At 62.4% G+C, this 21,719-nt stretch carries 19 protein-coding genes; 11 read left to right on the top strand and 8 right to left on the bottom strand.

Annotated elements, in window-relative coordinates; all coding sequences use genetic code 11:
• Nucleotides 1-219: 219 nt before the first annotated feature.
• Nucleotides 220-807 (bottom strand): GNAT family N-acetyltransferase, encoded by a 588-nt coding sequence (locus ASD77_RS17950; protein ID WP_082563427.1) that lies wholly within the window; start codon nucleotides 805-807, stop codon nucleotides 220-222.
• Nucleotides 808-971: 164 nt separating this feature from the next.
• On the opposite strand from ASD77_RS17950, the gene ASD77_RS17505 reads away from it, so the two are divergent.
• The 5 genes from ASD77_RS17505 (at nucleotide 972) to ASD77_RS17485 (ending at nucleotide 4,918) form a co-directional block, all read left to right on the top strand.
• On the top strand, nucleotides 972-1,913 hold the full coding sequence (locus ASD77_RS17505) for a c-type cytochrome (protein ID WP_055945178.1): 942 nt from the start codon (nucleotides 972-974) through the stop codon (nucleotides 1,911-1,913).
• Nucleotides 1,914-1,916: 3 nt separating this feature from the next.
• Nucleotides 1,917-2,597 (top strand): FHA domain-containing protein, encoded by a 681-nt coding sequence (locus ASD77_RS17500; RefSeq protein ID WP_082563426.1) that lies wholly within the window; start codon nucleotides 1,917-1,919, stop codon nucleotides 2,595-2,597.
• A 79-nt stretch (nucleotides 2,598-2,676) separates the two neighbouring features.
• Entirely contained in the window at nucleotides 2,677-3,150 is a 474-nt protein-coding gene (locus ASD77_RS17495; RefSeq protein WP_055945171.1) for a hypothetical protein, read from the top strand.
• A gap of 27 nt (nucleotides 3,151-3,177) precedes the next feature.
• Nucleotides 3,178-3,705, top strand: coding sequence for a Rid family hydrolase (locus ASD77_RS17490; RefSeq protein WP_055945168.1), 528 nt, complete (start codon nucleotides 3,178-3,180; stop codon nucleotides 3,703-3,705).
• 262 nt (nucleotides 3,706-3,967) lie between these two features.
• Nucleotides 3,968-4,918, top strand: a complete 951-nt coding sequence (locus ASD77_RS17485; protein WP_200947429.1) for an alpha/beta hydrolase — start codon at nucleotides 3,968-3,970, stop codon at nucleotides 4,916-4,918.
• Between the two features lie 18 nt (nucleotides 4,919-4,936).
• On the opposite strand, the gene ASD77_RS17480 is transcribed toward ASD77_RS17485, so the two are convergent.
• Complete coding sequence (locus ASD77_RS17480) at nucleotides 4,937-5,584, bottom strand: response regulator transcription factor (RefSeq protein ID WP_055945165.1); 648 nt, start codon at nucleotides 5,582-5,584, stop codon at nucleotides 4,937-4,939.
• A complete protein-coding gene (locus ASD77_RS17475) occupies nucleotides 5,581-7,215 on the bottom strand; it encodes a GAF domain-containing protein (protein WP_082563425.1) in 1,635 nt (544 codons plus the stop codon). Before ASD77_RS17475 ends, ASD77_RS17480 begins: the two co-directional genes overlap by 4 nt.
• 467 nt (nucleotides 7,216-7,682) lie before the next feature.
• Between ASD77_RS17475 and ASD77_RS17470 the strand changes: the two genes are divergently transcribed.
• Nucleotides 7,683-10,625: a TonB-dependent receptor gene (locus tag ASD77_RS17470; protein WP_082563429.1), complete on the top strand. Its 2,943-nt coding sequence runs from the start codon at nucleotides 7,683-7,685 to the stop codon at nucleotides 10,623-10,625.
• 78 nt (nucleotides 10,626-10,703) lie between these two features.
• Nucleotides 10,704-11,135: a GNAT family N-acetyltransferase gene (locus ASD77_RS17465; protein ID WP_055945157.1), complete on the top strand. Its 432-nt coding sequence runs from the start codon at nucleotides 10,704-10,706 to the stop codon at nucleotides 11,133-11,135.
• A 208-nt stretch (nucleotides 11,136-11,343) separates the two neighbouring features.
• On the opposite strand, the gene ASD77_RS17460 is transcribed toward ASD77_RS17465, so the two are convergent.
• The 5 genes from ASD77_RS17460 to ASD77_RS17445 form a co-directional block, all read right to left on the bottom strand.
• Nucleotides 11,344-12,834, bottom strand: a complete 1,491-nt coding sequence (locus ASD77_RS17460; protein ID WP_055945154.1) for a M20 family peptidase — start codon at nucleotides 12,832-12,834, stop codon at nucleotides 11,344-11,346.
• A gap of 151 nt (nucleotides 12,835-12,985) precedes the next feature.
• Complete coding sequence (locus ASD77_RS17945) at nucleotides 12,986-13,276, bottom strand: hypothetical protein (RefSeq protein WP_156383733.1); 291 nt, start codon at nucleotides 13,274-13,276, stop codon at nucleotides 12,986-12,988.
• Nucleotides 13,277-13,555: 279 nt separating this feature from the next.
• Nucleotides 13,556-13,756: a LuxR C-terminal-related transcriptional regulator gene (locus ASD77_RS17455; protein WP_055945152.1), complete on the bottom strand. Its 201-nt coding sequence runs from the start codon at nucleotides 13,754-13,756 to the stop codon at nucleotides 13,556-13,558.
• Nucleotides 13,753-14,040, bottom strand: coding sequence for a response regulator transcription factor (locus tag ASD77_RS17450; protein WP_055945150.1), 288 nt, complete (start codon nucleotides 14,038-14,040; stop codon nucleotides 13,753-13,755). The genes ASD77_RS17455 and ASD77_RS17450 overlap by 4 nt, the downstream gene beginning before the upstream one ends.
• Nucleotides 14,037-15,755 carry a GAF domain-containing protein gene (locus ASD77_RS17445; protein ID WP_055945148.1) on the bottom strand — a complete coding sequence of 573 codons (1,719 nt, stop codon included), beginning with the start codon at nucleotides 15,753-15,755 and terminating at the stop codon, nucleotides 14,037-14,039. The genes ASD77_RS17450 and ASD77_RS17445 overlap by 4 nt, the downstream gene beginning before the upstream one ends.
• 232 nt (nucleotides 15,756-15,987) lie before the next feature.
• Here ASD77_RS17445 and ASD77_RS17440 point away from each other — a divergent pair, with 232 nt between their 5' ends.
• From ASD77_RS17440 to ASD77_RS17935, 4 genes are all read left to right on the top strand, one after another.
• Nucleotides 15,988-17,766: a YadA-like family protein gene (locus tag ASD77_RS17440; protein ID WP_055945145.1), complete on the top strand. Its 1,779-nt coding sequence runs from the start codon at nucleotides 15,988-15,990 to the stop codon at nucleotides 17,764-17,766.
• Nucleotides 17,767-18,131: 365 nt separating this feature from the next.
• Nucleotides 18,132-19,889: a YadA-like family protein gene (locus ASD77_RS18650; protein WP_082563422.1), complete on the top strand. Its 1,758-nt coding sequence runs from the start codon at nucleotides 18,132-18,134 to the stop codon at nucleotides 19,887-19,889.
• A gap of 227 nt (nucleotides 19,890-20,116) precedes the next feature.
• Nucleotides 20,117-20,557, top strand: coding sequence for a hypothetical protein (locus ASD77_RS17430; RefSeq protein ID WP_156383732.1), 441 nt, complete (start codon nucleotides 20,117-20,119; stop codon nucleotides 20,555-20,557).
• Between the two features lie 396 nt (nucleotides 20,558-20,953).
• The gene (locus ASD77_RS17935; RefSeq protein WP_235578589.1) at nucleotides 20,954-21,586 is read left to right on the top strand and encodes an FMN-binding negative transcriptional regulator; all 633 of its coding nucleotides are present in this window, start codon (nucleotides 20,954-20,956) and stop codon (nucleotides 21,584-21,586) included.
• The last annotated feature ends 133 nt before the right edge of the window (nucleotides 21,587-21,719 follow it).

Raw genomic sequence — 21,719 nt, 5'->3', positions numbered from 1 at the left:
GCGGCGCTCCCCGGCAACCTGCACTGATGGCAAGGAGCTGAGCTACCGATGAAGGCGTTCGCTACTGCCATGGCTACGATGGATTTTCGTGGACTGCCGGTCTGCAAGCCCCCGATTGTTACGGCTCTCGAGGCCTACCGATGGCCTCAGGTGGTCGAAACGGTCTGCCTCGCAGGTCGCAGGTTCTACGTCACCCGTCTGCCTGAAGACAGGAGGCCTCTAGAAAAGCAAACTAAGCGGGCGGGAGAGCTCAAGCGCTGAGATACGTAGGGGTCCGGTGGGGCCGCGCACCACCATATGTTCCACGAAACCAAGGCGCCACAAAAGACGATTTGCTTCGGTGTTATGAAGATCTACTCGGGAATGAAGCACGCTCCACCCCAGTCGCTTCCTCGCATAGTCGATCAGCGTGTCGCAAGCTTCGGCCGCGAAACCCGCACCCTCGTATCTGGCCGAGAGAGCAAAGACAAGCTCCATGCGAGGCGGAGAGCCGGCCTCGTACTGGTGTGGCCATAACGCTGCGATGCCGATGATTCCGGAGCCTGCGCGTCGACGGATCGCCCAGACGCCGGTGCCGGAAACGGTGTGAAGAAAGGTGCTTCTTGCGATCAGTCCGCTTACCTGGACGTGATTGGGAGGGCGCTCGGCAAACACATGGCGACATACGAGAAGCTCTCCCGCGAGTGCATGCAGCGCATCCACATCCTGATCACGAACGAGATCAAGCGTGAGCCTGTCGCTGGCCAGATGACTAGAAATGGCATCCTTGGCGATGCCGCCGCGAGGCATGATTGTCACTGTCGACATACAGACAATCTAGCTCTGCACCGGCGTGTCCGGTACCCACGAGAGTAAGGGGGTAGACCTGTCCAATGGACAGTGACGGGCCCACAGCTGGTTGGTGGAAGTTTAGGGAGCGGGCGGCAACCATATCCGCCGCAATTCTGTCAGTCCGCAGGTAGCCCCGCCTCATGTCAACGTCAGCCACTGGAATCAAGAAAGCGATCCGTTACTTCGGCTTTGCCGTCATAGGGCTCCTATTTCTTCTGGCGCTCGTTGCCGTGTGGATTTACCTGGCCAGCGAGTCGCGGCTGCAGAAAGAATACGAGTTCAGCGCAGAAGTTGACGCACCCCGGGCGGCGCTCATCGAACGAGGAAGGCAACTGGCGATGTCCCGCGGATGCGCGGATTGCCACGGTGACGACTTCGGAGGAAAGATCATGCTGGATGAGATGCCGTTCGCCAGGGTGGTCGGCACCAATCTCACGCCTCCTAGCGCGGGCATCGAGCCGCGGGTTCGACACGAGCAGCTGTATCGGGCGCTTCGCCACGGGGTGGGTGCAGACTCGAAAGCCTTGTTGTTGATGCCGTCGGGATCCTTCTCAAAACTGAGTCTGGAGGAGATCGAGGCGCTTTCTGCGTACCTGAACACCTTACCCTCCGTCGATCACGCCCTGCCGGATAGCCAAATGGGGCCCTTGGGAAGAGCACTACTGGTGACGGGGAAGCTGAAAGATTTCCTGTCGGTAGAAGTCATCGACCATGCGAAGCCTGTGGTCGCAGCGCCGCCGCCGGTTGGTTCTATCGATTATGGCCGTCATGCGGCCCAGCTGTGCATGGGCTGTCATGGCGCTGACTTCGGCGGTGGCCCGATGACGCATGGCGGTCCCAGTGCGCCGCCTGCGGCCAATCTCACTCCGGATGTGACGGGCTTGGCTGCATGGAGCGAGGCCGATTTCATTGCGTCCATGCGCGAGGGAAAGCGTCCCGACGGATCCGAGATAGATGGCAAGTACATGCCTTGGCGAGCTATCGGGCAGGCATCGGACGATGAACTGAAATCCATCTACCGCTATCTCCAGTCCGTTCCCTCTGTGCATCGCTCTATGAAAGATGCTTCTCGTCAGGACTAGTGTGTGGTGCTGTCGATGATGCTGATATTCCCGAATGGGGAGCGCTCTCGAGTGTCTCTTGGATCCGGCCTGACAAGGGTCGGTTCTGCACGCAACAACGTGATCGTACTGAGAAACTCATCAATGCCGCTTCTCGCCGCCGAGATACGCAGAGAGAATGGCGAGACGAGCGTCACCCCCTATTCTGGCGTGCAGGCTTCCCTGAACGGGGTAGCGATCTATGAGACCGTTCCCATCACCGTGGGCGATCGCTTCAACATCGCAGGTGTGGAGATGGTCGTGGCCACCGCCTGGAGTGAAGAGTCCAGAACGATGATGGAGAGCCCCCACATTGAGTGGAGTCCGGCGGCAGAAAACGTCGCGTATCTGCTGAAAGCGATCAATGGGGCCGGTGTCGGAAGTGTCTATCCCATTCCAGGCGTCGCAATCGTTGGGCGTTCTCCAGACTGCGACATAGTGCTGCCGCAGCCCGATATCTCCCGCTACCACGCACGGCTGAAGCCCACCATCGACGGCGTTGTCATTGAGGACATCGGCTCCACCAACGGAGTCGTCCTATGCGGCATCCGCATACGGAAACAGTTGCTCAGTCCCGGCGACACGTTCCGGCTTGGCAGGTATTTCTTTCTGTTGTGCGCCCGTGAGTTCAAGCGTGCTGCTTCGGGACACATGTGGACGTCCTGATGGCGCGCAGGTTCGTGTGGCGGTGCCACGATGCCCGCGCTCCATGCGATACGTCTCGCAGCAAAACTAGGAGAGACTAATGTTGGCCTATTTGCGTCGCCTGCATCTGATGGCAGGCGTGGTCGCATTCGCGACGTTCTGCCTTAGTGGCGAGTACATGCTCGTCGTAGAAGTGGACGCCATGGAAGATGCGCCCCGAATGTTCTACCGGGCAATTCACATTTACCTGCTTTGGTCATCTTTGCTGAACATCGCGCTTGGAACCTACTTCACGAAGTTGTGCAAAGGGATTCTTGAGCGTGCCCAAGCGCTTACATCGGCTGTTGTGATCCTTGCCCCCGGTGCTCTGGCGCTTTCCTTCTTTTACGAGTCCTACGTCCCCGGCCTCGTTCGCCCGATTGGGTCGTGGACGGTCATCATCGCATCCGTGGCCGTTGGCCTGCAGTGCCTGGTGATGGAGTTCGCCAGATGGCAAGGACACCTGGAGGGCAGCGATGCCGATGCCCGATCGGAAAGAAGATCCGCGGACTCGCCGGGGCCGGCTTCCACTTAACAAGCAAAGCACAGGAGCTTCGTCGCAATGTCACATTACCGCGTTCTTTTGCGCGTCGTGTTATCGCTGGTTCCCCTTGCCGCGTTCGCCAGCTACGGGCAAGAAAATCCCTCACGTGAGCACTTCGCTGTTCCAGGTCGCGAGTCGTCCTACCACGATTGGCACTACTCGCCGGTTGTGAAGGTAAGGGACATGGTCATCATCTCGGGTATCCCCGCCGCCGGCACTGGAACCTACGAGGAAAAGGTGCGGCGGATGTTCGAGGCGCTGGGGGCGCAGCTAGCGCTGGCGGGAGCCAGCTATTCTGATGTCGTGGAACTGACCACGTTCCATACCGGACCGACGGATCGCCAGAGTTTCCAGGCCGAGATGGCGCTATTCGGACCTATTCACCACGAGTTCTTCCCGTCGCATTACCCGGCATGGAGCGCGGTGGGGACAAGCGCATTGATCGCGTCCGGCGCCGTCATGGAAATGCGTGCGGTCGCCATCGTTGGTTCAGGGCGGGCGCCGCGAGCGGAGATCCCGCACCCGAAACGACAAGCTACGCCTTGATCGCATACGCCGGAGGTTTGCCGAAGACGGTGATTCTGGATTCGAACGTACACCCGAAGCCGGATACAGCTCGCCGGCGACAATCGCCATGCCGCGATCACGACGCGGTCTTCCGCTTTCCACCGTAGCAGCAGGTACGGAGCGTTGCGGATTCATTGTGGAAACGTCTTTTGCTATGCCGCTTACCACTGGATGCGCAGCGCCAGCAAGTTCCCAAGGTGAGCCCCGCGCGCGCACAACCTTATTGATCGGAGAACCCCCAATGAACCGAATCCTTCGCAGAACCGCGCATGGCGTGCACAGCCTGATGCTGCTGCTCGGCGCCACGCTGGCGATGCCGGCGCGCTGTGCGGACGACGCGCTTGCGTCGATTCTGCAACGGAAGGTCGAGCCGCTCGATATTCCAGGCTTCATGCGAATTCCGCGGCCGCTGCCAGACGTCGTAGTCCCCTATGGTGAGGAAGAAATCCAGCAGGGCGATCTCTTCATTCCCCGAGGTCCTGGCCTGTTCCCAGTCGTCGTGATAATCCATGGCGGTTGTTGGAGCAGCAAGACGGCGGGACGCGAGCAGCTGCGTCATCTCGGTGCCGATCTGGCGGCACGTGGCGTGGCGGTTTGGAGTATCGGCTACCGGCGGGCGGATGAGCAGGGCGGCGGCTACCCGGGCACGTATCAGGACGTGGCGGCAGGATTCGATCATCTTCGTCAGCTGAAGGAGATCTATCCGCTCGATCTCAATCGCGTGGTGGCGGTGGGACACTCCGCGGGCGGCCATCTCGCGCTGTGGGCGTCCGGTCGTGATCGACTAGATGGCGCGAGCGTGTTGCATACGGCAGATCCGCTCGTTCCCCGCCAGGTGGTCGCTCTGGCGGGCATAGGCGATCTGGAACGCTTTGCGCCGCTCATCCCCGGCTTATGCGGTGAAGGGCTGGATGTCCAGCTGGTTGGACGACCCGATACGAATCGGCCGGATGTCTATCGGGATACGTCGCCCACCAGCATAGGTACCAATGCAAGCCGCGTGACGATGATCAGCGGCGTTCTGGACCGTCTCGTTCCTCCCTACGTGGCGCACGACTACGCCGAAACCGTCGAGACCGGGGTTGAGGTGAAGCGGATCGATGTACGGGACGCCGGCCATTTCGATCTCGTCGCACAAGGTGCGGCCTGGCGATTGGTGCGTGCGCACATCGAGTCAATGTTGACCCCATGACGTTGCGCTTGCCTCGCGTCAGCGCTTGGGCCGAAGCAGGCCTTCGCGCTGGGCTAGCAGCGCGGCCTGGGTACGGTCGGAGACGCCCAGCTTGTCCAGTACCTGGCTGACATAGCCCTTCACCGTGCCCTCGGTCAGATCCAGCTTGCGCGCGATGTGCTTGTTGCTGTGCCCCTCCGCGAGCAACGCCAGCACGGAGTGCTCGCGCTCCGTCAGGCTGTCCACGACGGAAGGCGGACGCCGCATCCACTCCAGCATCTGCCGCTGCGCCTGCGGATCGAGCCAAGCGCGACCGGCGCACACTTCGCGCACTGCGCGTAGCAGGTCGTCGCGCAGCGCATCCTTGAGCAGATAGCCGCTAGCGCCCGCCGTCAACGCGTCGCGTACCTGGGTGTCTTCCGCATAGCTCGTGAAAACCAGGACCTGAGCCTCTGGAACCGCCACGCGTAGCGCCGCGATAGTGTCTGCGGCGGTAGCGCCCGGCATTTTCAGGTCCAGGATGATGAGATTCGGGCGTTCGGCTGCAGCGAGGCGGACGGCTGTCGCGCCGTCGCCTGCCTCGCCGACGACAAGCATCCCAGCCTCCTGTTCCAGCAGGCCGCGCAGGCCCTCCCGGACGACGGCGTGGTCGTCGACCAACAATATGCGTATCGGTGCGGATGTCATGGAGGTGTCCTGTCAGCTCGCGGGAGTATCGCGCGGATCCGCGTGCCACGAGGCACACGCGGCGAGATACGCAAGCGTCCGCCCAGCTCGGTCAGGCGACGGCGCATGTTGTCCAGCCCCATCCCACGGCTGAGGGCGGCGGGCATTCCACTGCCATCGTCGATGATCGTGAGCACGAGCCTGTCATGGGTTAAACGCACATGTATTTCTATCGCCGACGGCGCGCCGTGTCGGACCGCATTCGATACGGCTTCCTGGCATACCCGCACCAGCGCATCCTCGTGCGCATCGTCCTGGTCCACCAGGTCGCCGGCACGGACCACAAGCCTTATGTGGTCAGGCACCATCGCCGACAGCAGAGGCACCAGCCGCTGGTGCAACGGCGTGCGCGTCCGCGCCTTGGACGTCGTATCGGGCGACAGCTCATGCAGAAGACCGCGCATTTCGCCGAACGCCAGGCGAGAGAGTTCACCGAGACGCCTCACTCGCCGCTCGCCTTCCTGCGGATCCTGTTGCCATGCGTGGGCGAGGGACTGGGTAATCAGGCTCATCGATGACAGGATCTGGGTGACGTTGTCGTGCAGATCACGCGCCAACCGTTGGCGCTCTTCCAGGATGGCGGCCTGCGTCGAGCGCTCGTGCAGACGTGCGTTGACGATGGCGACGGCCAGATGCTCGGCCACAATCTCCAGGCTCGCGCGATCGAGATCGTCGAAACGCAGGTCGCCTTCGATGTTCAGCACACCCAGCACCTCGGTGCCGTGGAGGATGGGAACCGCCAGTTCGGCTGCCGGTGGCAAGACACCCGGCGGCGTGACATAGCGAGGATCTCGTACGACATCGTTTACGAGTTGCGTACGCCCCTCACGCACTGCAGCGCCCATGATGCCCTGGCTGACGGGGAGCCGGTCCTCATGCTGGATAAGGTGCTTGTACGACCCGCCGCGGATGCGGATCACCAAAGTGTCCGGTGTCGCAGCATCGATCAGTGGAATATCGACGTTGGGATACTCAAGGATCTCGTGGATTGCATCCGCCGCCTGCTGAAGCAGGTGGTCCAGGTCGGGGCCTGACGCGCCGATGGCCGCTACACGGGCGATCAGGGCGAAGCGGGCGGCGCGTCGCTTCTCTTCCGCGTAGCGCCGCGCATTGTCGATGGCGAGGCCGGCATGACGGGCGAACAGGGCCAGCATCTCCTGCGCTTCCTCGTCCAGGGTGCGTCCGCCATGCACGCCCACGCCGAAAACGCCGACGAAAGCGCCGCGCGCCAGGATCGGCATGCCGATGACGAACATGCCGGGCGGGGCGTCGCGCGGAACTTGGGGCAGCGTCGCGTAATAGCCCCGAAATGCCCGCCCATGTTGCAGCACATACCCGGTCAGGCCGTAGCCGCGCTGGACTGCGGTGGCCAGTTCGCGGGCAGGGATGTTGTGGCTACTCACGGTCCGGATCAGGTCGGCATCGGCGTCGTACAGGCCGATCAATCCATCGTCCGCACCGATCAGATGGCAGGCGCGTTCCACCAGACGATCCAGCAGCGGCTCCAGCGCCAGCTCGCCCGCAATGTCCTCGATCATTTGCGCCAGCAGCGCAAACGAGGGGTGAGCGGCGGTGGCTGGGGTGTCAGGCATGAAGGCGTCCGGCCTGGGGGCGAAGACATGGTACTCCGGGTACGGGCGCCCGCTTTTCCCGCCGAAAGTCAGGTGTCGTAACTGCCGTTGGAGAGGGGCGGGCTTCGGCAGCCAGCCAAGAGGGGCATCCCCAGCGGGCGTCCTCGCCGGAAGGGCAGGCACTGGCCCATATCCAATGGCGGGTGATTGCGATGCCTACAGCGAGTCGCCCTCGACCTCGTCGCTTCTTAAAGTTCCCACGTGAGCGCGGATGGGCAGGACCCACCGTCGCTCACGCGATAGACAGGAGTGGCATCCACACTCGGCCTGGGTCGGGTGAACGTCCCTGTGCCCATTCGTCGCCAGACAACCTTCCGTCCATGCAGCGGGCTCGCTCCTGCCTGCATCGACGGGCGGCATCGCGGCGATCAATTGCAGTCAATTCCAAGGAATGAGATTTCATGAGTTTCCGCAGCAAGTTCCGCCTCATGCCGGACAAGCACATGCGCCAATCGACCCTCGCGGTCGCGATAGCGCTTGGCTGCTCCATTGATACCGCCCTGGCGCAGGAGAGCATCGTCGACGCCGATCGCATCGAGGTGCTGGGTTCGCGCATCAAGAAGATCGAGATAGAGGGGCAGTCGCCCGTCCTGACCATCACCCGTGAGCAGATCGGACGGACCGGGCTGATCTCCGTCGGCGACGTTCTGCAGGACCTGACCAGCGGCGGCAAGGCACTGAATTCACAGGTCAATTCGAGCGGTTCCCTCGGCGCTCCGCCCGATGGCGGTGGTATCGGCGCGGGCTCGTCGCAGGTCGACCTGCGTCATCTGGAGTCCAAGCGGGTACTGGTGCTGGTCGATGGCAGGCGCTGGGTCAACGAAAGTTCGGCATCGGGCGTCGGTGGCTCCGTCGACCTCAACACCATTCCTCTGGCCATCGTGGAGTCGATCGAAGTCCTCGGCGACGGCGCGTCGGCGATCTACGGCTCGGATGCGGTCGCCGGTGTGATCAACATCGTCACGCGGCGGAACTTCGATGGCGTGGAAGTGATCGCCTCTCATGGCCTGTTTGAACACGGCGATGGCGAGACCTCGCGCGCCGAACTGACCGTCGGACACGTGGGCGAGCGCTTCAGCGGCGTCTTCTCCGCGAGCTACAACGAGCAGAAGCGCGTCGCCTCCGGCGACCGTCGCATCTCCGAAGACTTCGCCGCCGGCCCGACGCGCGGAAGCCCGGTCACGCCGCAAGGAAGATTCATCCTCGTGCCGACGTTCGCCACGCCGCCGGGTCTGTGCCCGCCGACGATCGACCTCAACGGCGACGGCGTGCCCGACGTACCGCTGTGCGACCTGACCTCGGCGCCGAATACGCCGGTCGCCGGCAATGGCGCGCCGGCGTTCCCCGGCGGCTTCGTGCGCTACACGGACAACCAGTCCTACAACGGGCAGGATGACAACCTGGTCCTCACCCCCAACAAGCGCAAGAGCCTGTTCGCGTCGACGCGCTATGCCGTGACCGAGAACATCAGCTGGTATGCGAAGGCGCTGTACAACGCACGTGACTCGGTCAACCAAGCCGCGCCCAACTCGATCGTGATCGGTCCCGAGGCGCCAGGAAATGGCATCGGCGACGTCACCCATGTTTCGCGTCTGAATCCGTTCAACCCCTTCGGCGTCGATCTTGTCGCGGGCGCGAACATGTTCGCGATCGCCCGTCGTCCCGTGGAGGGCGGGCCGCGGATCTTCGAACAATCCGTGGACACCCGCTATCTGGGCACCGGTCTGGAAGGCGCGTTCGCCGCCAACGACCGCGACTTCTTCTGGGACGTCAACTACATTAATTCTGAGAACAAGGCCGAGCAGCGCTTCCGCAATACCTACAACCTGCGCCGCATCCAGCTGGCACTGGGTGCGCCGGCGGTCTGCGCGCAGACGCCGGGATGCGTGCCGCTGAATCTGTTCGGTGGGCAGGGCGCCGATGGCAAGGGAACGATAACGCCGGAGATGCTGTCCTGGATTCGAACGGACGTGCGTGATGCGAGCCGACAGGCGCTGGAGGTGTTTTCCGCCAATCTGAGCGGCGATCTGTTCGCGCTCGGCGCCGGCAATGTGTCGTTCGCGACCGGTGTGGAGCGTCGCGAGTACGAGGGTTCCTACCGTCCGGATGCACTGCGCGTCACCGGCGAGGTATTCGATCTGGCGAACACGGTGCCGACCAGCGGTGAGTATCAAGTCAACGAAGCCTACGCGGAGTTCAATGTGCCGCTGGCACGTCGGTTCGACGTCAGCATGGCGTTGCGCTATTCCGACTACAGCACGTTCGGCAGCGTGACCACCGGGAGTTTCGGCTTCAAGTGGCGTCCTGTCGACAGCCTGCTGCTTCGCGGCACCTACGCCGAGGGCTTCCGCGCACCGTTCATCGGTGAGCTGTACGGCTTGTCGCAGTTCGGTGCCAGCATCAAGGATCCGTGCTCGAGCTTCGCTACATCCGGCAATCCCCAGCTGATCGCCAACTGCCAGGCGCTCGGCGTGCCGGCTACCTATCGCCAGCTCGGCAGCCAGGTCTTCACCACGACCGGCGGCAACGCGGAGCTTCAGCCCGAAACGTCCGACAGCTTCACGCTCGGACTCGTCTACAGCCCGGACTGGGCGCTGGCGTCAGGCATTGCCGACAAGCTGGATCTCGAAGTCACCTACTACAACCACCGGGTGGACGATGCGATCCAGGCGCCGGATGCGCAGGACGTGCTGGATGCCTGCGTGAACTCGGCCGACCCGACCTTAGCATTCTGCACGGGCATCCGGCGCGATCCGGCCACGGGCACGATCACGAACTTCGATAACCGGCTCGCCAACCTCGGACGGTTGGAAACCGACGGTGTAGACCTGAGCATCGTCTGGGCAATGGACACCGCTGCTGGGCGTTTCGAGGCCAACTGGCAGAACACCTACGTCAACCGCTTCGAGGCGACGGACCGCTTCGGCAACACGTTCAGTCGTGCCGTAGGCGTTGAAAGCAACGACGGCGCCATCCCGCGCTGGCAATCCAATCTCCGCCTGGGCTATGCGCGCGGTCCGGTCCGTCTCGGCTGGACCCTGCGCTATACGCATGCGGTGACCGAACGCTGCTCGGATGCCTTCGACAACAATCCCGCCCTTTCGCTGACAGCGCTCGGATTGTGCTCCGATCCGGATGCGGCTAAGCCGGCGCTGTCGCGCAACAAGCTCGGCGCCACGACCTATCACGACCTGTACGCGGGTTGGGACCAGGCTTTCGGCACGGACGGTCTCAGGCTCGCGCTGGGCCTCAACAACGCGTTCGCCAAGGAAGCGCCGACCTGCCTGAGCTGTTCGCTCAATGGTTACGATGCGGCGATCTATGACGTGCCCGGGCGCTTTTGGTACCTGCAGGCGGCGTATCGGTTCTAATAGGGTTCGTCCCGCGGCGGGCCGATGGCAGGCCGCGGGATTTCTACTCGTAATCTAATGCTGGCGCAAGGCAGGGGTATGGAACGGCTTCGTATCACTACCGAGCAGGGCGACCTGGATGTTCCGCTCATCCATCGCTTTCTCTCCGAGCACACCAGTTGGGCGAAGGGCATTCCCTTGTCGCTGGTGCAGACGTCGATGAAGCACTCGCTATGCTTCGGGGGCTTCCTGGCCGATACGCAGATCGCCTTCGCCCGCGTCATCTCCGACTACGCGACGTTCGCCAATCTCGTGGATGTCTTCGTCCTTCCCGAGCATCGTGGGAAGGGCTATGGCAAAGCGCTGATGGACGCGGTCCTTGCGCATCCCGAGCTGCAAGGCCTTCGTCGCTTCACCCTGGCCACCGGCGATGCGCATGGACTGTATGCGCAATACGGTTTCACCGCCCCGCTGCATCCGCAGTCGCTGATGGAGCGCTACTTCCCCGGCCTCTATACCGCGGTTCACTAGCCAGCCATTCGGAGCCGCGTGGTTCCGCGGTGCGGACTGATGAGGTCGCCAACGGAAATATAGGTATGCCCGTCGCTGACAGCGGATAAGCGCAGTCGTGGTCACCTCACCACTATCGAGGCACGCGTTCCCGCTCGTCCATTCCTCGACTGCGGTGTCCGGGGTTTGGGCGGCGATCGGCCGCATCCCCGAATAGCGAATGCCTCCGTCAGCGGGAGTCGGTAGCGTCTTGCTGCGGGCTTTGACTGGCGTTGGTGATCAGCCGGGCATAGAAGCGGATCATCGCGGCGTAGTTGGAGACCGCGATACGTTCGTTGGTTCCGTGGAAGCGGGACAGGTCCTCCTGGCGCGCATGCACCGGGGAGAAGCGATAGATATCGTCCGCGATGGACGCCATGTGGCGCGAATCGGTGGCACCGATCAGCAGGGCCGGCGCAACCAGCGTACCGGGATGTGTCTCACGGATCGTCTGCTCGATCACCCGGAAGCCCTGCGCACGCGAGCTCGAAACAGGTGATGGCTCCTGCGATGACCCGAGGATATCGATTGAGATGGCCTCGTCGGCGACGACACCCCTTGCATGCGCCAGAACGCGCTGCGTATTATCCCCTGGCAGTATCCTGAAGTTGACCAGAGCCTCGGCTCGACCGGGCAATACGTTCTCCTTGTTGCCGGCACGGACGACCGTGAGTGCGGTCGTGGTCCGGATCATGGCATTCGTGCTCGGGCTCCTCTCGAGTTGCGACATCAACAGCCCTCCGAACAACCAACGATTCGACAGCACGAGCCGCTGCAGGCCCGTTGTCTCCGGTGCGAGGGTGTCGAACATCTGCCCGGTGGCGCCGGCTATCCGGGCGCGCAGCGGCGAATTCTCCAGGCGGACCAGTGCTTGGCTCAGCGTGCCTATCGCGCTATCGCGTCCGGGTGCGGACGCGTGGCCCGGTTCGGTCGCTACGCCGAGCGACAAGGTGAGCATCCCTTTCTCGGCCGTCCCTACCAGCGCAAGCGGGCTCTGCACGCCGGGCAGGATTTCGTCGGTGATCACCAGCCCTTCGTCGAGTACAAAATCCAGCCGTTCACCGCGCGATTGCAACAGTCGCGCGATCGCCTTCGCGCCCGTCTCGCCGCCGTTCTCTTCGTCATGCCCGAAGGCGAGGTAGATGGTCTGACGCGGACGGAAGCCCCGCGCCCTCAGCGACTCGACCGCTTCCAGTATCGCCAGCAGGCTGCCTTTGTTGTCCCATGCGCCGCGACCCCAGACGTAGCCGTCGCGTACCGTGCCGGAGAACGGCTCTACGTCCCAGTCCACCTCCGTGCCTGGCGCCACTGGCACGACATCCTGGTGCGCCATCAGCATGATCGGCTTGGCGGTCGGATCGGTACCCTGCCAGGTGTAGAGCAGGCTGTAGCGGTTGATGCGCTCGCGGATGAGCGCTTGGTGGGCGAGGGGATAGACGTCCTGCAGATAGGCGTGCAGTGCGTCGAACGGGGCGCCTTCCACCTCGCGGTTTCCGTGCGAGATGGTGGGGAACTTCAGCGCGCCACCTAGGCGGTTCGCGGCCGCGACGGCATCGAGCGCGGGCAGCGGTCTGACGGCGGCCACGTCAAGCTGGCGGGAGCGCTGACGAACCGTATTGACGGCCAGCACGACCACGAGCGACGCGGCGGCCAGGAGAGTCATCAGGAAAAATTTCTTCATAGGGATTCTGTCTGGGCGCGCTGTCCGGCTGAGTGAAACCTTCGCAGCAGGGCGTTCACTGGCATCTCCAGGTCAACGCCTGCCTGCGGAGACGTCCCGAGGTCGGTAGCCTCGGGCGCGAATGCGTCCATGGCGGGCGGGCGCGAGAGCGCTAGTTCTGAACTGTCTCGGTCTTTTGTTGCTCGGGCGATGCCGGAGCACCTTCCTTCTTGATAGGCGCATCGTCCGGAACCGAATCATCGGCCTTCTCTACCGTCGGGCACTTTCCTTGCCCGCACTTGCCCTCGCCACATTTGCCCTCACCGCACATGCCTTCACCGCATTTGCCTTCGCAGCCGGGCTTCGCGGGATCGTCCGCATCGATGGATGAGGGTGAGGAGGTCGGCTTGTTGTAGCCCTTCGTGAGCGGCTCCATCGCAAACGCGCCGGAGGAGAGGCTCATGCCACTCAGGACCAGTGCGCCCAACATGGGCGCGGCGAGTTTCGTGGACGACGATGGCATAGCGGAACCCTTGCTCAAGCATGACGGAGGCGCGGCCACAGAGCATGGGCGCGGGTAGGTCGCACCTCCACACTCCGGAGTGGGCGGTCGAGCCTGCCTTCCGTCAGGGAAATGACGCCTGCGGCCCAGCTGGCTCAAGCTCCGCCGCTCGACAGACCTTCGCGATGGGCGAGCAGTGCCGCCTGGGTACGGTCCGCCACTGCGAGTTTTGTCCAGCACCTAGCTCACACAGCACTTGATCGTGCCCTCGGTCAGCGCGAGATTGCGGGCTATCTGCTTGTTGCTTTGCCCTTCGGCCAGCAATGCCAGCACCGACCGTTGGCGGACGGTCAGGCTGTCGATTCGGGAGGGACGACGACGAATCCAGTCAAGCATCTGTCGCTGTGCCTGCGGATGCAGCCAGGCGCGTCCGGCGCTCACCTCCCGCACTTGCGAATCCTCGCGTAGCTGGTGAACACCAGTACCTGGGTCTGCGGGCGGATACGTTTGACCGCAGCGATGGTTTCCACGACGCCGAGTCCAAGCATTTTCATATCGAGCACGATCACATCCGGGTAGTACAGAGGAATCAGCTGGAGCGCGGTGTGGCCGTCGTCAGTGTCGGCGACGACGGCCATTTCCGCCTGCTGTTCCAGCAAGCCACGGAGCCCTTCCCGCACCACCGCGTGACCGTCCGCCAACAGGATTCTTGTTAACTCGTTCACGGCTGGGGACGGTCGCAGCGGGGAAGATAGGCAAGGATCCTAGTGCCCCTCGTTCGGCTTGAGGCGATCCGCAATTGGCCGCCAAGCTCTGACAGGCGCGCGCGCATGTTGCCTATCCCCATGCCTTGCGCCATGGACCGGGAGATACCGCAGCCGTCGTCGGTGATGCTGAGTCGAACACCTGAAGCGCTGAGCAGCGTTTCGATCCGGATCGTGGAGGGCGAAGCATGCCGTATGGCGTTGGACACGGCTTCCTGGCAAACACGCAGAAGTGTGTCCTCATGAGTTATCGCCTGCGGCTGGAAACCCGCCATGTCTATCTGCAGCTGGATGTACGCGGGCCACATGGCGGTCAACAGCCGCCGCAATCTGTCGGGCAGAGAATGGCTCGCCGCGTAGTTCGGGCTTAGGGCCGCCCGCGGTGAAAGCTCGTGCAGCAGGCCTCTCATCTCCGAGAAGGCAATTCTGGAAAGCTCGCTAAGACGCACCGCCCTTCTCTCGCCTTCCGCCGGCTCTCGATGCCAGGCTTCGGTCAGCGACTGGGCGATCAGGCTCATGGACGACAGGATCTGCATGACGCTGTCGTGCAAGTCACGCGCCAAGCGTTGACGTTCCTCTAGCACTGCGGCTTCGGTCGCGCGCTTGAACAGCTGCGCGTTGACGATAGCGACGCCAAGGTGTTCCGCGACAATTTCTAAGCTTACGCGATCGAGTTCATCGAAGGGAAGATCGCCTTCGATGTTGAGCACGCCCAGCGCCTTCTCTCCGTAAATGATGGGGACGGCAAGCTCGGCTTGGGGAGGTGATACATGCGGAGGCGCTATGTAGCGTTGATCGTTGGCGATATCGTTGACCAACTGACTTCGCTGCTCACGAATGGCTGCACCCATGATCCCGCAGTCGATCGGCAGTCGAACGTCATGAGGTACCAAGCGCTTGTAATCGCCGCCCCGTACAAGGACAACAAGGATAGTGGCGTCCTGGGGGTCGAGCAAGGCAATGTCGATGTTCGGGTATTGCAGCGTATCGTGGATCGCGTCCGCAGCACGTTGCAGCAAGGTGGTGAGGTCAGTGTTGGAAGCAATGATCGCGGACACGCGCGCGATCAGCGCAAGCCGAGAAGCACGCCGTTTTTCGGCGCTGTATCGTTGTGCGTTGTCGATGGCAACAGCAGCGTGACGCGCAAAAAGGGTGAGGAATTCCTGCGAGTCTTCGTCAAGGACGCGCGGGGCATAGGTACTTATGCCGAATACGCCTACCAGGCGGCCGCGCGCACGAATGGGTACGCCAAGGCTGTGCATGCCTGCGGGCGGATTTTCACGCGTGGGATGGGGGAGCTCGTGGTAGTAGCATCTGACAGGCTGGTCTAGCTCCAGCACGCGTCCTGTCAGGCCCTCGCCGCGGGAGAGTTCTGTACGAAGCTCATGCACGGGGATGTTATGGGTGGAAGCGGTACGAATCGCATCGCGTTCCGGGACGTAAAGACTGATCACTCCGTCATCGGCGCCAATGAGTTCGCACGCACGCATCACGATGCGTTGGAGCAGGGGCTCCAGTGCTAGCTCACCCGAAATCTCCTCGATCATCTGCGAGAGCATTTCCAGCTGCAGACGATTGTCCTTACCGTCGCTTGTTTTCGACATGAAGGCCGCGCCACTGGCGCTCCCGAGTGAGACCACATCGGATGCTACGCGCTGCCAGGCAAATCTCTTCATCTCTTCCGGGGGTGTTAAGCACCCGCCAACGTAGGGGATTTCGCACGGGAGCCATGCCGTTGTGAGCGGACGTGGCGGAAAGCGATCTTGTTGCTCGGACGAAAGTACGTCCTGAGCCCTGCTGTCGGTCAGTGCCGCAGCGCTGGCGTTCTACGCTGCCGGCATCTTGTGACGGAGGCCACACTGCACGCCCCTCTCCCGACGCGTCGCGTCCTCTTATTCGGAAATCAAAATGAACAACGTCCTCCATCGCCGCCGTCACCCGGCGCAGCGTCCGCTCCCCCTTCTGCTCTCGCTGGCCATTGCGATGACCGTTTCGGGCCAGGCCCTGGCCGGCGACGTCTGCGAGACCAACGGTGATGGTAGCGGGGCCCCCGCTGCGCCGTCGCAGAACGCACTGGCCTGCGGGGCTGCCAGCGAAGCGACCGGGACCAGCAGCACCGCGATTGGCGACAACGCCATCGCCAGAGGCGATGGCAGCGTCGCGCATGGTGCGCTGACCCTGGCGTCCGGCCAGGGCTCGATCGCGGTTGGTGGCGCCATCGACCGCGACGGTGACGGGGTGCTAGATGATCGTACGCAAGCCACCGGCCTTTTCGCCACTGCCATCGGCAGTGCCGCCGCTGCGGCGGGGGATGGCAGTGTCGCCATTGGCGATGCGAGCAATGCCTTTGCTGATGACAGTATTGCTATCGGTGACGGGAGCCTGGCCGTCGCCACTGGCGGCATCGCCATCGGCAGTGGCAGCTTTTCGAATAGCGCCGGCAACGTCTCGATAGGCGATGGCGCCCAGTCGACGGGAAACCTCGGCATTGCGATCGGTGAATCGGCCGCTGCGAACGGCAACTCCAGTATTGCCATCGGCGTGAACTCGCGGACCGATGGCGATTTCAGCACTGCGCTGGGCAACTTCAGCGTCGCCGGGGCCACCAACAGCACGGCGGTCGGCAATTCCGCCGTCGCCAGCGGCGATGGCAGCGTCGCCCATGGCTCGCTCAGCGTGGCGTCCGGCAACGCGTCGATCGCCATGGGCGGTGCATTCGATCGCAATGGCGATGGCACGCTGACCGACGACGAGCGCACACGGGCCACCGGTCTCTTCGGCACCGCCATCGGTAGCGGCGCGCAGGCCACGGGTGTGGTCGCGACCTCCAACGGCTGGCTGGCCACAGCGTCGGCTGATCGCACCACCTCGCTGGGCGGTAACAGTGACGCCACGCAGCAGGGTGCGACCGCTGTGGGTTCGTTCTCGCAGTCCACCGGCGAGGGCAGCACGGCAATCGGCGGGCGCACGGTGGTGGGCACCAGCAACTTCACCACGGTGGCTTCGGGCCGTTTCTCCACCGCACTGGGCAGTGGCGCGCAGGCGCTGGGCAACAACGCCACCTCCAACGGTTGGCTGGCCAACGCGGCGCTGGACCGCACCACCTCGATCGGTGGCAACAGCGACGCGCTGGCCGTCAACAGCACCGCGGTCGGCGCGTTCGCGCAGGCAACTGCCGACAACAGCGTGGCGTTGGGACAGGCGTCCGTCGCCGATCGCGCGAATACCGTGTCGGTCGGTGCGGTGGGTGTGGAACGCCAGGTGACCAACGTCGCGGATGGTACCCAGGGCACCGATGCGGCCAACATCCGCCAGGTACAGGCCGGTGATGCGCAGACGCTGAGCCAGGCCAACGCCTATACCGACGCACGTTTCACCGAAGTCACCGGTCTGGCCGATGACTTCAATGCGTTCAGCAGCGATGTGAACGCGCGCATCGCGTCTCAGGGCAGCCGGATCGATCGTGTTGGCGCATTGAGCGCGGCGATGATCGGCATGGCCGCCAGCGCCGGAGCGGTGGAGGAAGGCAATACCCGCATCGGTCTGGCAGTGGGCAACTACAACGGTAAGGATGCGGTGTCCGTCGGTCTGCAGCAGCGCATCGGCAAGCGCGCGGCCGTAACGTTTGGCGGTGCTTTCAGCGGCTCTGAGCGGTCCAGCACACTGGGTGTGGGCATCGGGTTCTGACTCCGTGCAGCTTGTAGTGAGCGGACGGCGATCCATTCATGGGGATCGTCGTCCGACAGAAAGAGGCAATAGTCGCAGGTCGGACATTCGCTATCTCCGATGGCAGGACTTCAGCATGACGATGTTCGCTAGCGACTCTTGCGAAACCAGCCCAACCTTGGCGCTAACCAAGATTGAGCAACGGGTTCTCCGTGGTGCAGGTTGAGATCTGCTTTGTGCGCTGAGCAAACGTCTACGACCTACGAGACCTGCCGGCAAACACATCTCGTGAAGATGCGGTTCTGTGAAGTAATTCGCCCTCCACTCAAGAAAGCCTTGAAGGCCGAAGCCGGAAGGCTGTTGAAACACCTGGGATTCGAAACGCAATGAAGATCGCTACCCGAAAATTCACTAATCGGCCCCCGCATGTCGCAAAACGCTCTTGGGTGGCCTGCTTGTTGACATTACCCGTTGCGACGTTGATGTTCGCGAGCGAAGCTAGTGCGGCTTCCTGCGCAATGGCGCCTGGCACGGCGACCCAGCAGCCGGCAGGTGCTTTCACGAGCCTCGCGTGCGGCGATGGCGCCGAGGCTCCAGATGGATCGTCGGCCGCCTTTGGCGATCGCGCGCTCGCGTTGGCGTTCGGAACAACGGCCGTTGGTACCTTCACGAGCGTGCGGTCAGAATCGGGTAGTGCCTTTGGCTTTGGTGCGACGGTAGGGTCGTTTGCCGAAGGAGGTACCGCCCTTGGGCGAAGCGCAGTCTCCGACGGCGTAAACTCCCTTGCAGTTGGGTTCAATGCGCGCTCGGCCGGTAGGGAGAGCATGGCGATAGGATCCAATTCGCTCGTAAATGACGCGAGCGGCGTAGCGATAGGTGCGAGATCGAATGCCGCTTCTAACGCGACCGCGCTGGGAACTAATGCTGTAGCGATCGGGAGTTTTGCGACTTCCATTGGCGCAAATAGTCGTGCGGTGGGGATCGGCAGCATTGCTATCGGTCAAGGTAGCGCCGCAAACGATTTAAACAGCGTGACGGTTGGCGGTACGGCGCAAGACCAGTTTTCGACGTCCATCGGAAAAGGCGCGGTCGCCAGGGGCGAGAACTCGAGCGCGATGGGAGCCGCGAGCACTACGTTCGGTGATGAATCCACTGCGCTGGGCGCACGATCACTGGCGCAGAACGGTGGGACAGCCATCGGATTCAATGCGTCAACGGATTTCGATGCATCCAACAGCGTGGCCTTGGGTGCCAACTCGTTCTCGGACCGAGCAAATGCGGTGTCGGTAGGTGCAAGTGGTGCAGGTGGATCCGTCGGATTCGAGCGCCAAATAGTCAATGTCGCGGCAGGCACCGCCAACACGGATGTAGTGAATATGGGGCAGCTCAACAGCTGGGTCAATGTCTTTGGTGCAGGCGCCAACTTCAACGGCGGCGTGTTTACCGCCCCCAACTACGTGATCCAGGGCAGCAGCTTCGACAACGTGGGCGCAGCGTTCAGTGCCGTCGATCTTAAGCTGACCAACCTGGATACCCGAATCGGCGGCGGGACCGGCTCTGGTCCGACGGGTCCCAGAGGTCCTGCTGGTCCGCAAGGCCCAGCCGGTCCTACCGGACCCCAAGGTCCGGAGGGCCCGGCGGGCGGCGGTCCGCGTACCACAACCTACGACAACGACACGCTCGATCAACTCACCCTGCAGGGTGCCAGCGGTACCCGAGTCGGCAACGTCGCTGACGGCGCCCAAGCAACGGATGCGACAAATCTGCGCCAGGTTCAGTCTGGTGATGCGCAGACGCTCAGCCAAGCCAATGCCTATACCGACACGCGCTTTGCCGAGATCACCGGCATGACCGAGGATTTCAGTGTGTTCCGTAGCGAGATCGATACGCGTATCCAGGGCCAGGACCAGCGCATCAGCCGCAACGGCGCGATGAATGCTGCCATGTCGCAGATGGCGATCAATGCGAGTGGCACGCGGAGTCCGCGCGGCCGCTTGGCAGCGGGTGCCGGCTTTCAGGACGGCGAGAAGGCGCTGTCCATCGGCTACGCCAAGCCTATCGGCGAGCGCGCGTCGTTCTCCCTCGGCGGAGCGTTCAGTGGATCAGAGCGATCGGCCGGCGTCGGCTTCGGCATGGATCTTTGAGATACCTATGGCGGGTCTATTGCTCGACATTCAGTCTCTTTACGCCGGCTATTGCTCGGCCGAGAAAGCCCCTATGGCGGCGCCGTCACGCAGTGCTTTCAACCCCTGAGCACGGCGTGGCGTCGCTGCCACCCAATTCCAGTGACCGGCCTATGGCCATTATGACGCAGAGGCTGGCGAAGCAGCACGTATCGATACGTGTCAAGTAGTACGAGGGAGCGAAGAGCTTGGATACGCAAGTTGGGCAGGATCACTCTAGAAAGCTCGATCACATGTACCACGCTCTCGCGGTGAGTCGCCTGCTTGAGGTGAATTTGACTGTCGAGGCGGGTTCGGCGGTCATCGAGTGCTCAGGTCGCGACGCGTTGGCTAGGGCCGATGGCCATGAGGACGCGCACTGCTTCCGGATGATCTCGGATGCTGCGCTGTTCGCCGCAAGCAGCATTGAGACCGAATGTGCCCTCGAAACCGTCGATTTCAATGTTCGTTTCCTGAGCCGCGGAACGCGGAAAGACATGCTCTCCAACCGATTGTTAGTTCACAAGTCGTGGGGACTTTTCTTCGCGCAAGCCGAGCTGTTCGACCAGGAAGGGCGCTGTCTGGCGGTAGGCAGTGGGACGTTGCGATTAACAGAAACCACACTTGCATCGATGATGGGTTATGGCTGAGCTGTGTCGGCCAATCGGCCAACGGGACACTGCCGGCCAGATGTTCGCGGGAACGAAGAAATGACGACTAAGTTCGACTTCCGCCTGCGGTCTCCGGATGGCCTGTGCGCGCAGACAATCTGCGAGACAAGCAAGGGATACACATTGATCAGGCATCTCGCGAGGCCGACTGGCAAGCTGGCTGCAGCGACGCCACTGTATCCAACGACTCGTGCACCTATGTGTCATCGTGGTGGCGACAAGACATCCTGCCGCTTATGAAAGTTCGGATTGACATCCGATCGGTCATTCGCGCGTATGGCGAAGACTCTCGACACTGCGGGGGCTGCTTGCGCTCGTCTCAAAGATTGGTTGTGTCGATCCAAGTTTAACCGCTCCCAACCATATGGCATTCCCGTGAGCATCTACTCAAATCAACCCTTCTCTTCTCAAGATCTATGTGAGCTCGACAGACTGGCAGAGCTCCACGATTTCGCTTCACTGGTCACCGTGGAAGAAGGCCAGCCGTTCATCAGTCACATTCCAGTCTTGTACTCGCGAAGCGACGATGTGATCGTAGTCGCAGGCCATCTTGCGCGTGCTAATCGCCAAGCCAAAGATGGGTCGCAAGCGCTTGTAGTGTTGCACGGACCGAATGCATATGTGTCGCCAAGCTGGTACCCCGATAAAGTCGAACGATCACGCGTGCCAACTTGGAACTATGCCGTCGCGCATTTGACCGGAACGCTCGAATGCCGCGACGATGACCAGTGGCTTGCCGAGCATGTCGGAACGCTGTCAGAGCGCCACGAGCGGCGAGCGGGCGGAAGCTGGGCGTTTGACTCGGAAGCGGAGTCTGAGCGGTCCATGCTGCGTGGAATCATTGGCTTCCGCTTGAGAGTTAGAAAATTCGAGCTCAAGCTAAAACTGAGCCAGAACCACCCGAATGCCAATCGGCAGTCTGTTCTGGCGTACCTCGCAAAAGGGAATGAGGCCGCCCAACAGGTAGCAGACCTTATGCGCAGAAGCTTAGCTAGAATCTCCGATTGACCGAGAAAGAAGTGATGTCCGCTTCTGGCCGCGGATTCATATGATCGACGCAACACACGGATAGCTGCATAGGCAGCAGGAGTGTTGCGGGTGAAGCGCAGGCAGAGGATCTACTACACCGATACCCAGAAGG

It is taken from the genome of Pseudoxanthomonas sp. Root65, from assembly GCF_001427635.1.
Lineage (GTDB): Bacteria > Pseudomonadota > Gammaproteobacteria > Xanthomonadales > Xanthomonadaceae > Pseudoxanthomonas_A.
This window is presented reverse-complemented; position numbering and strand designations above follow the sequence as displayed.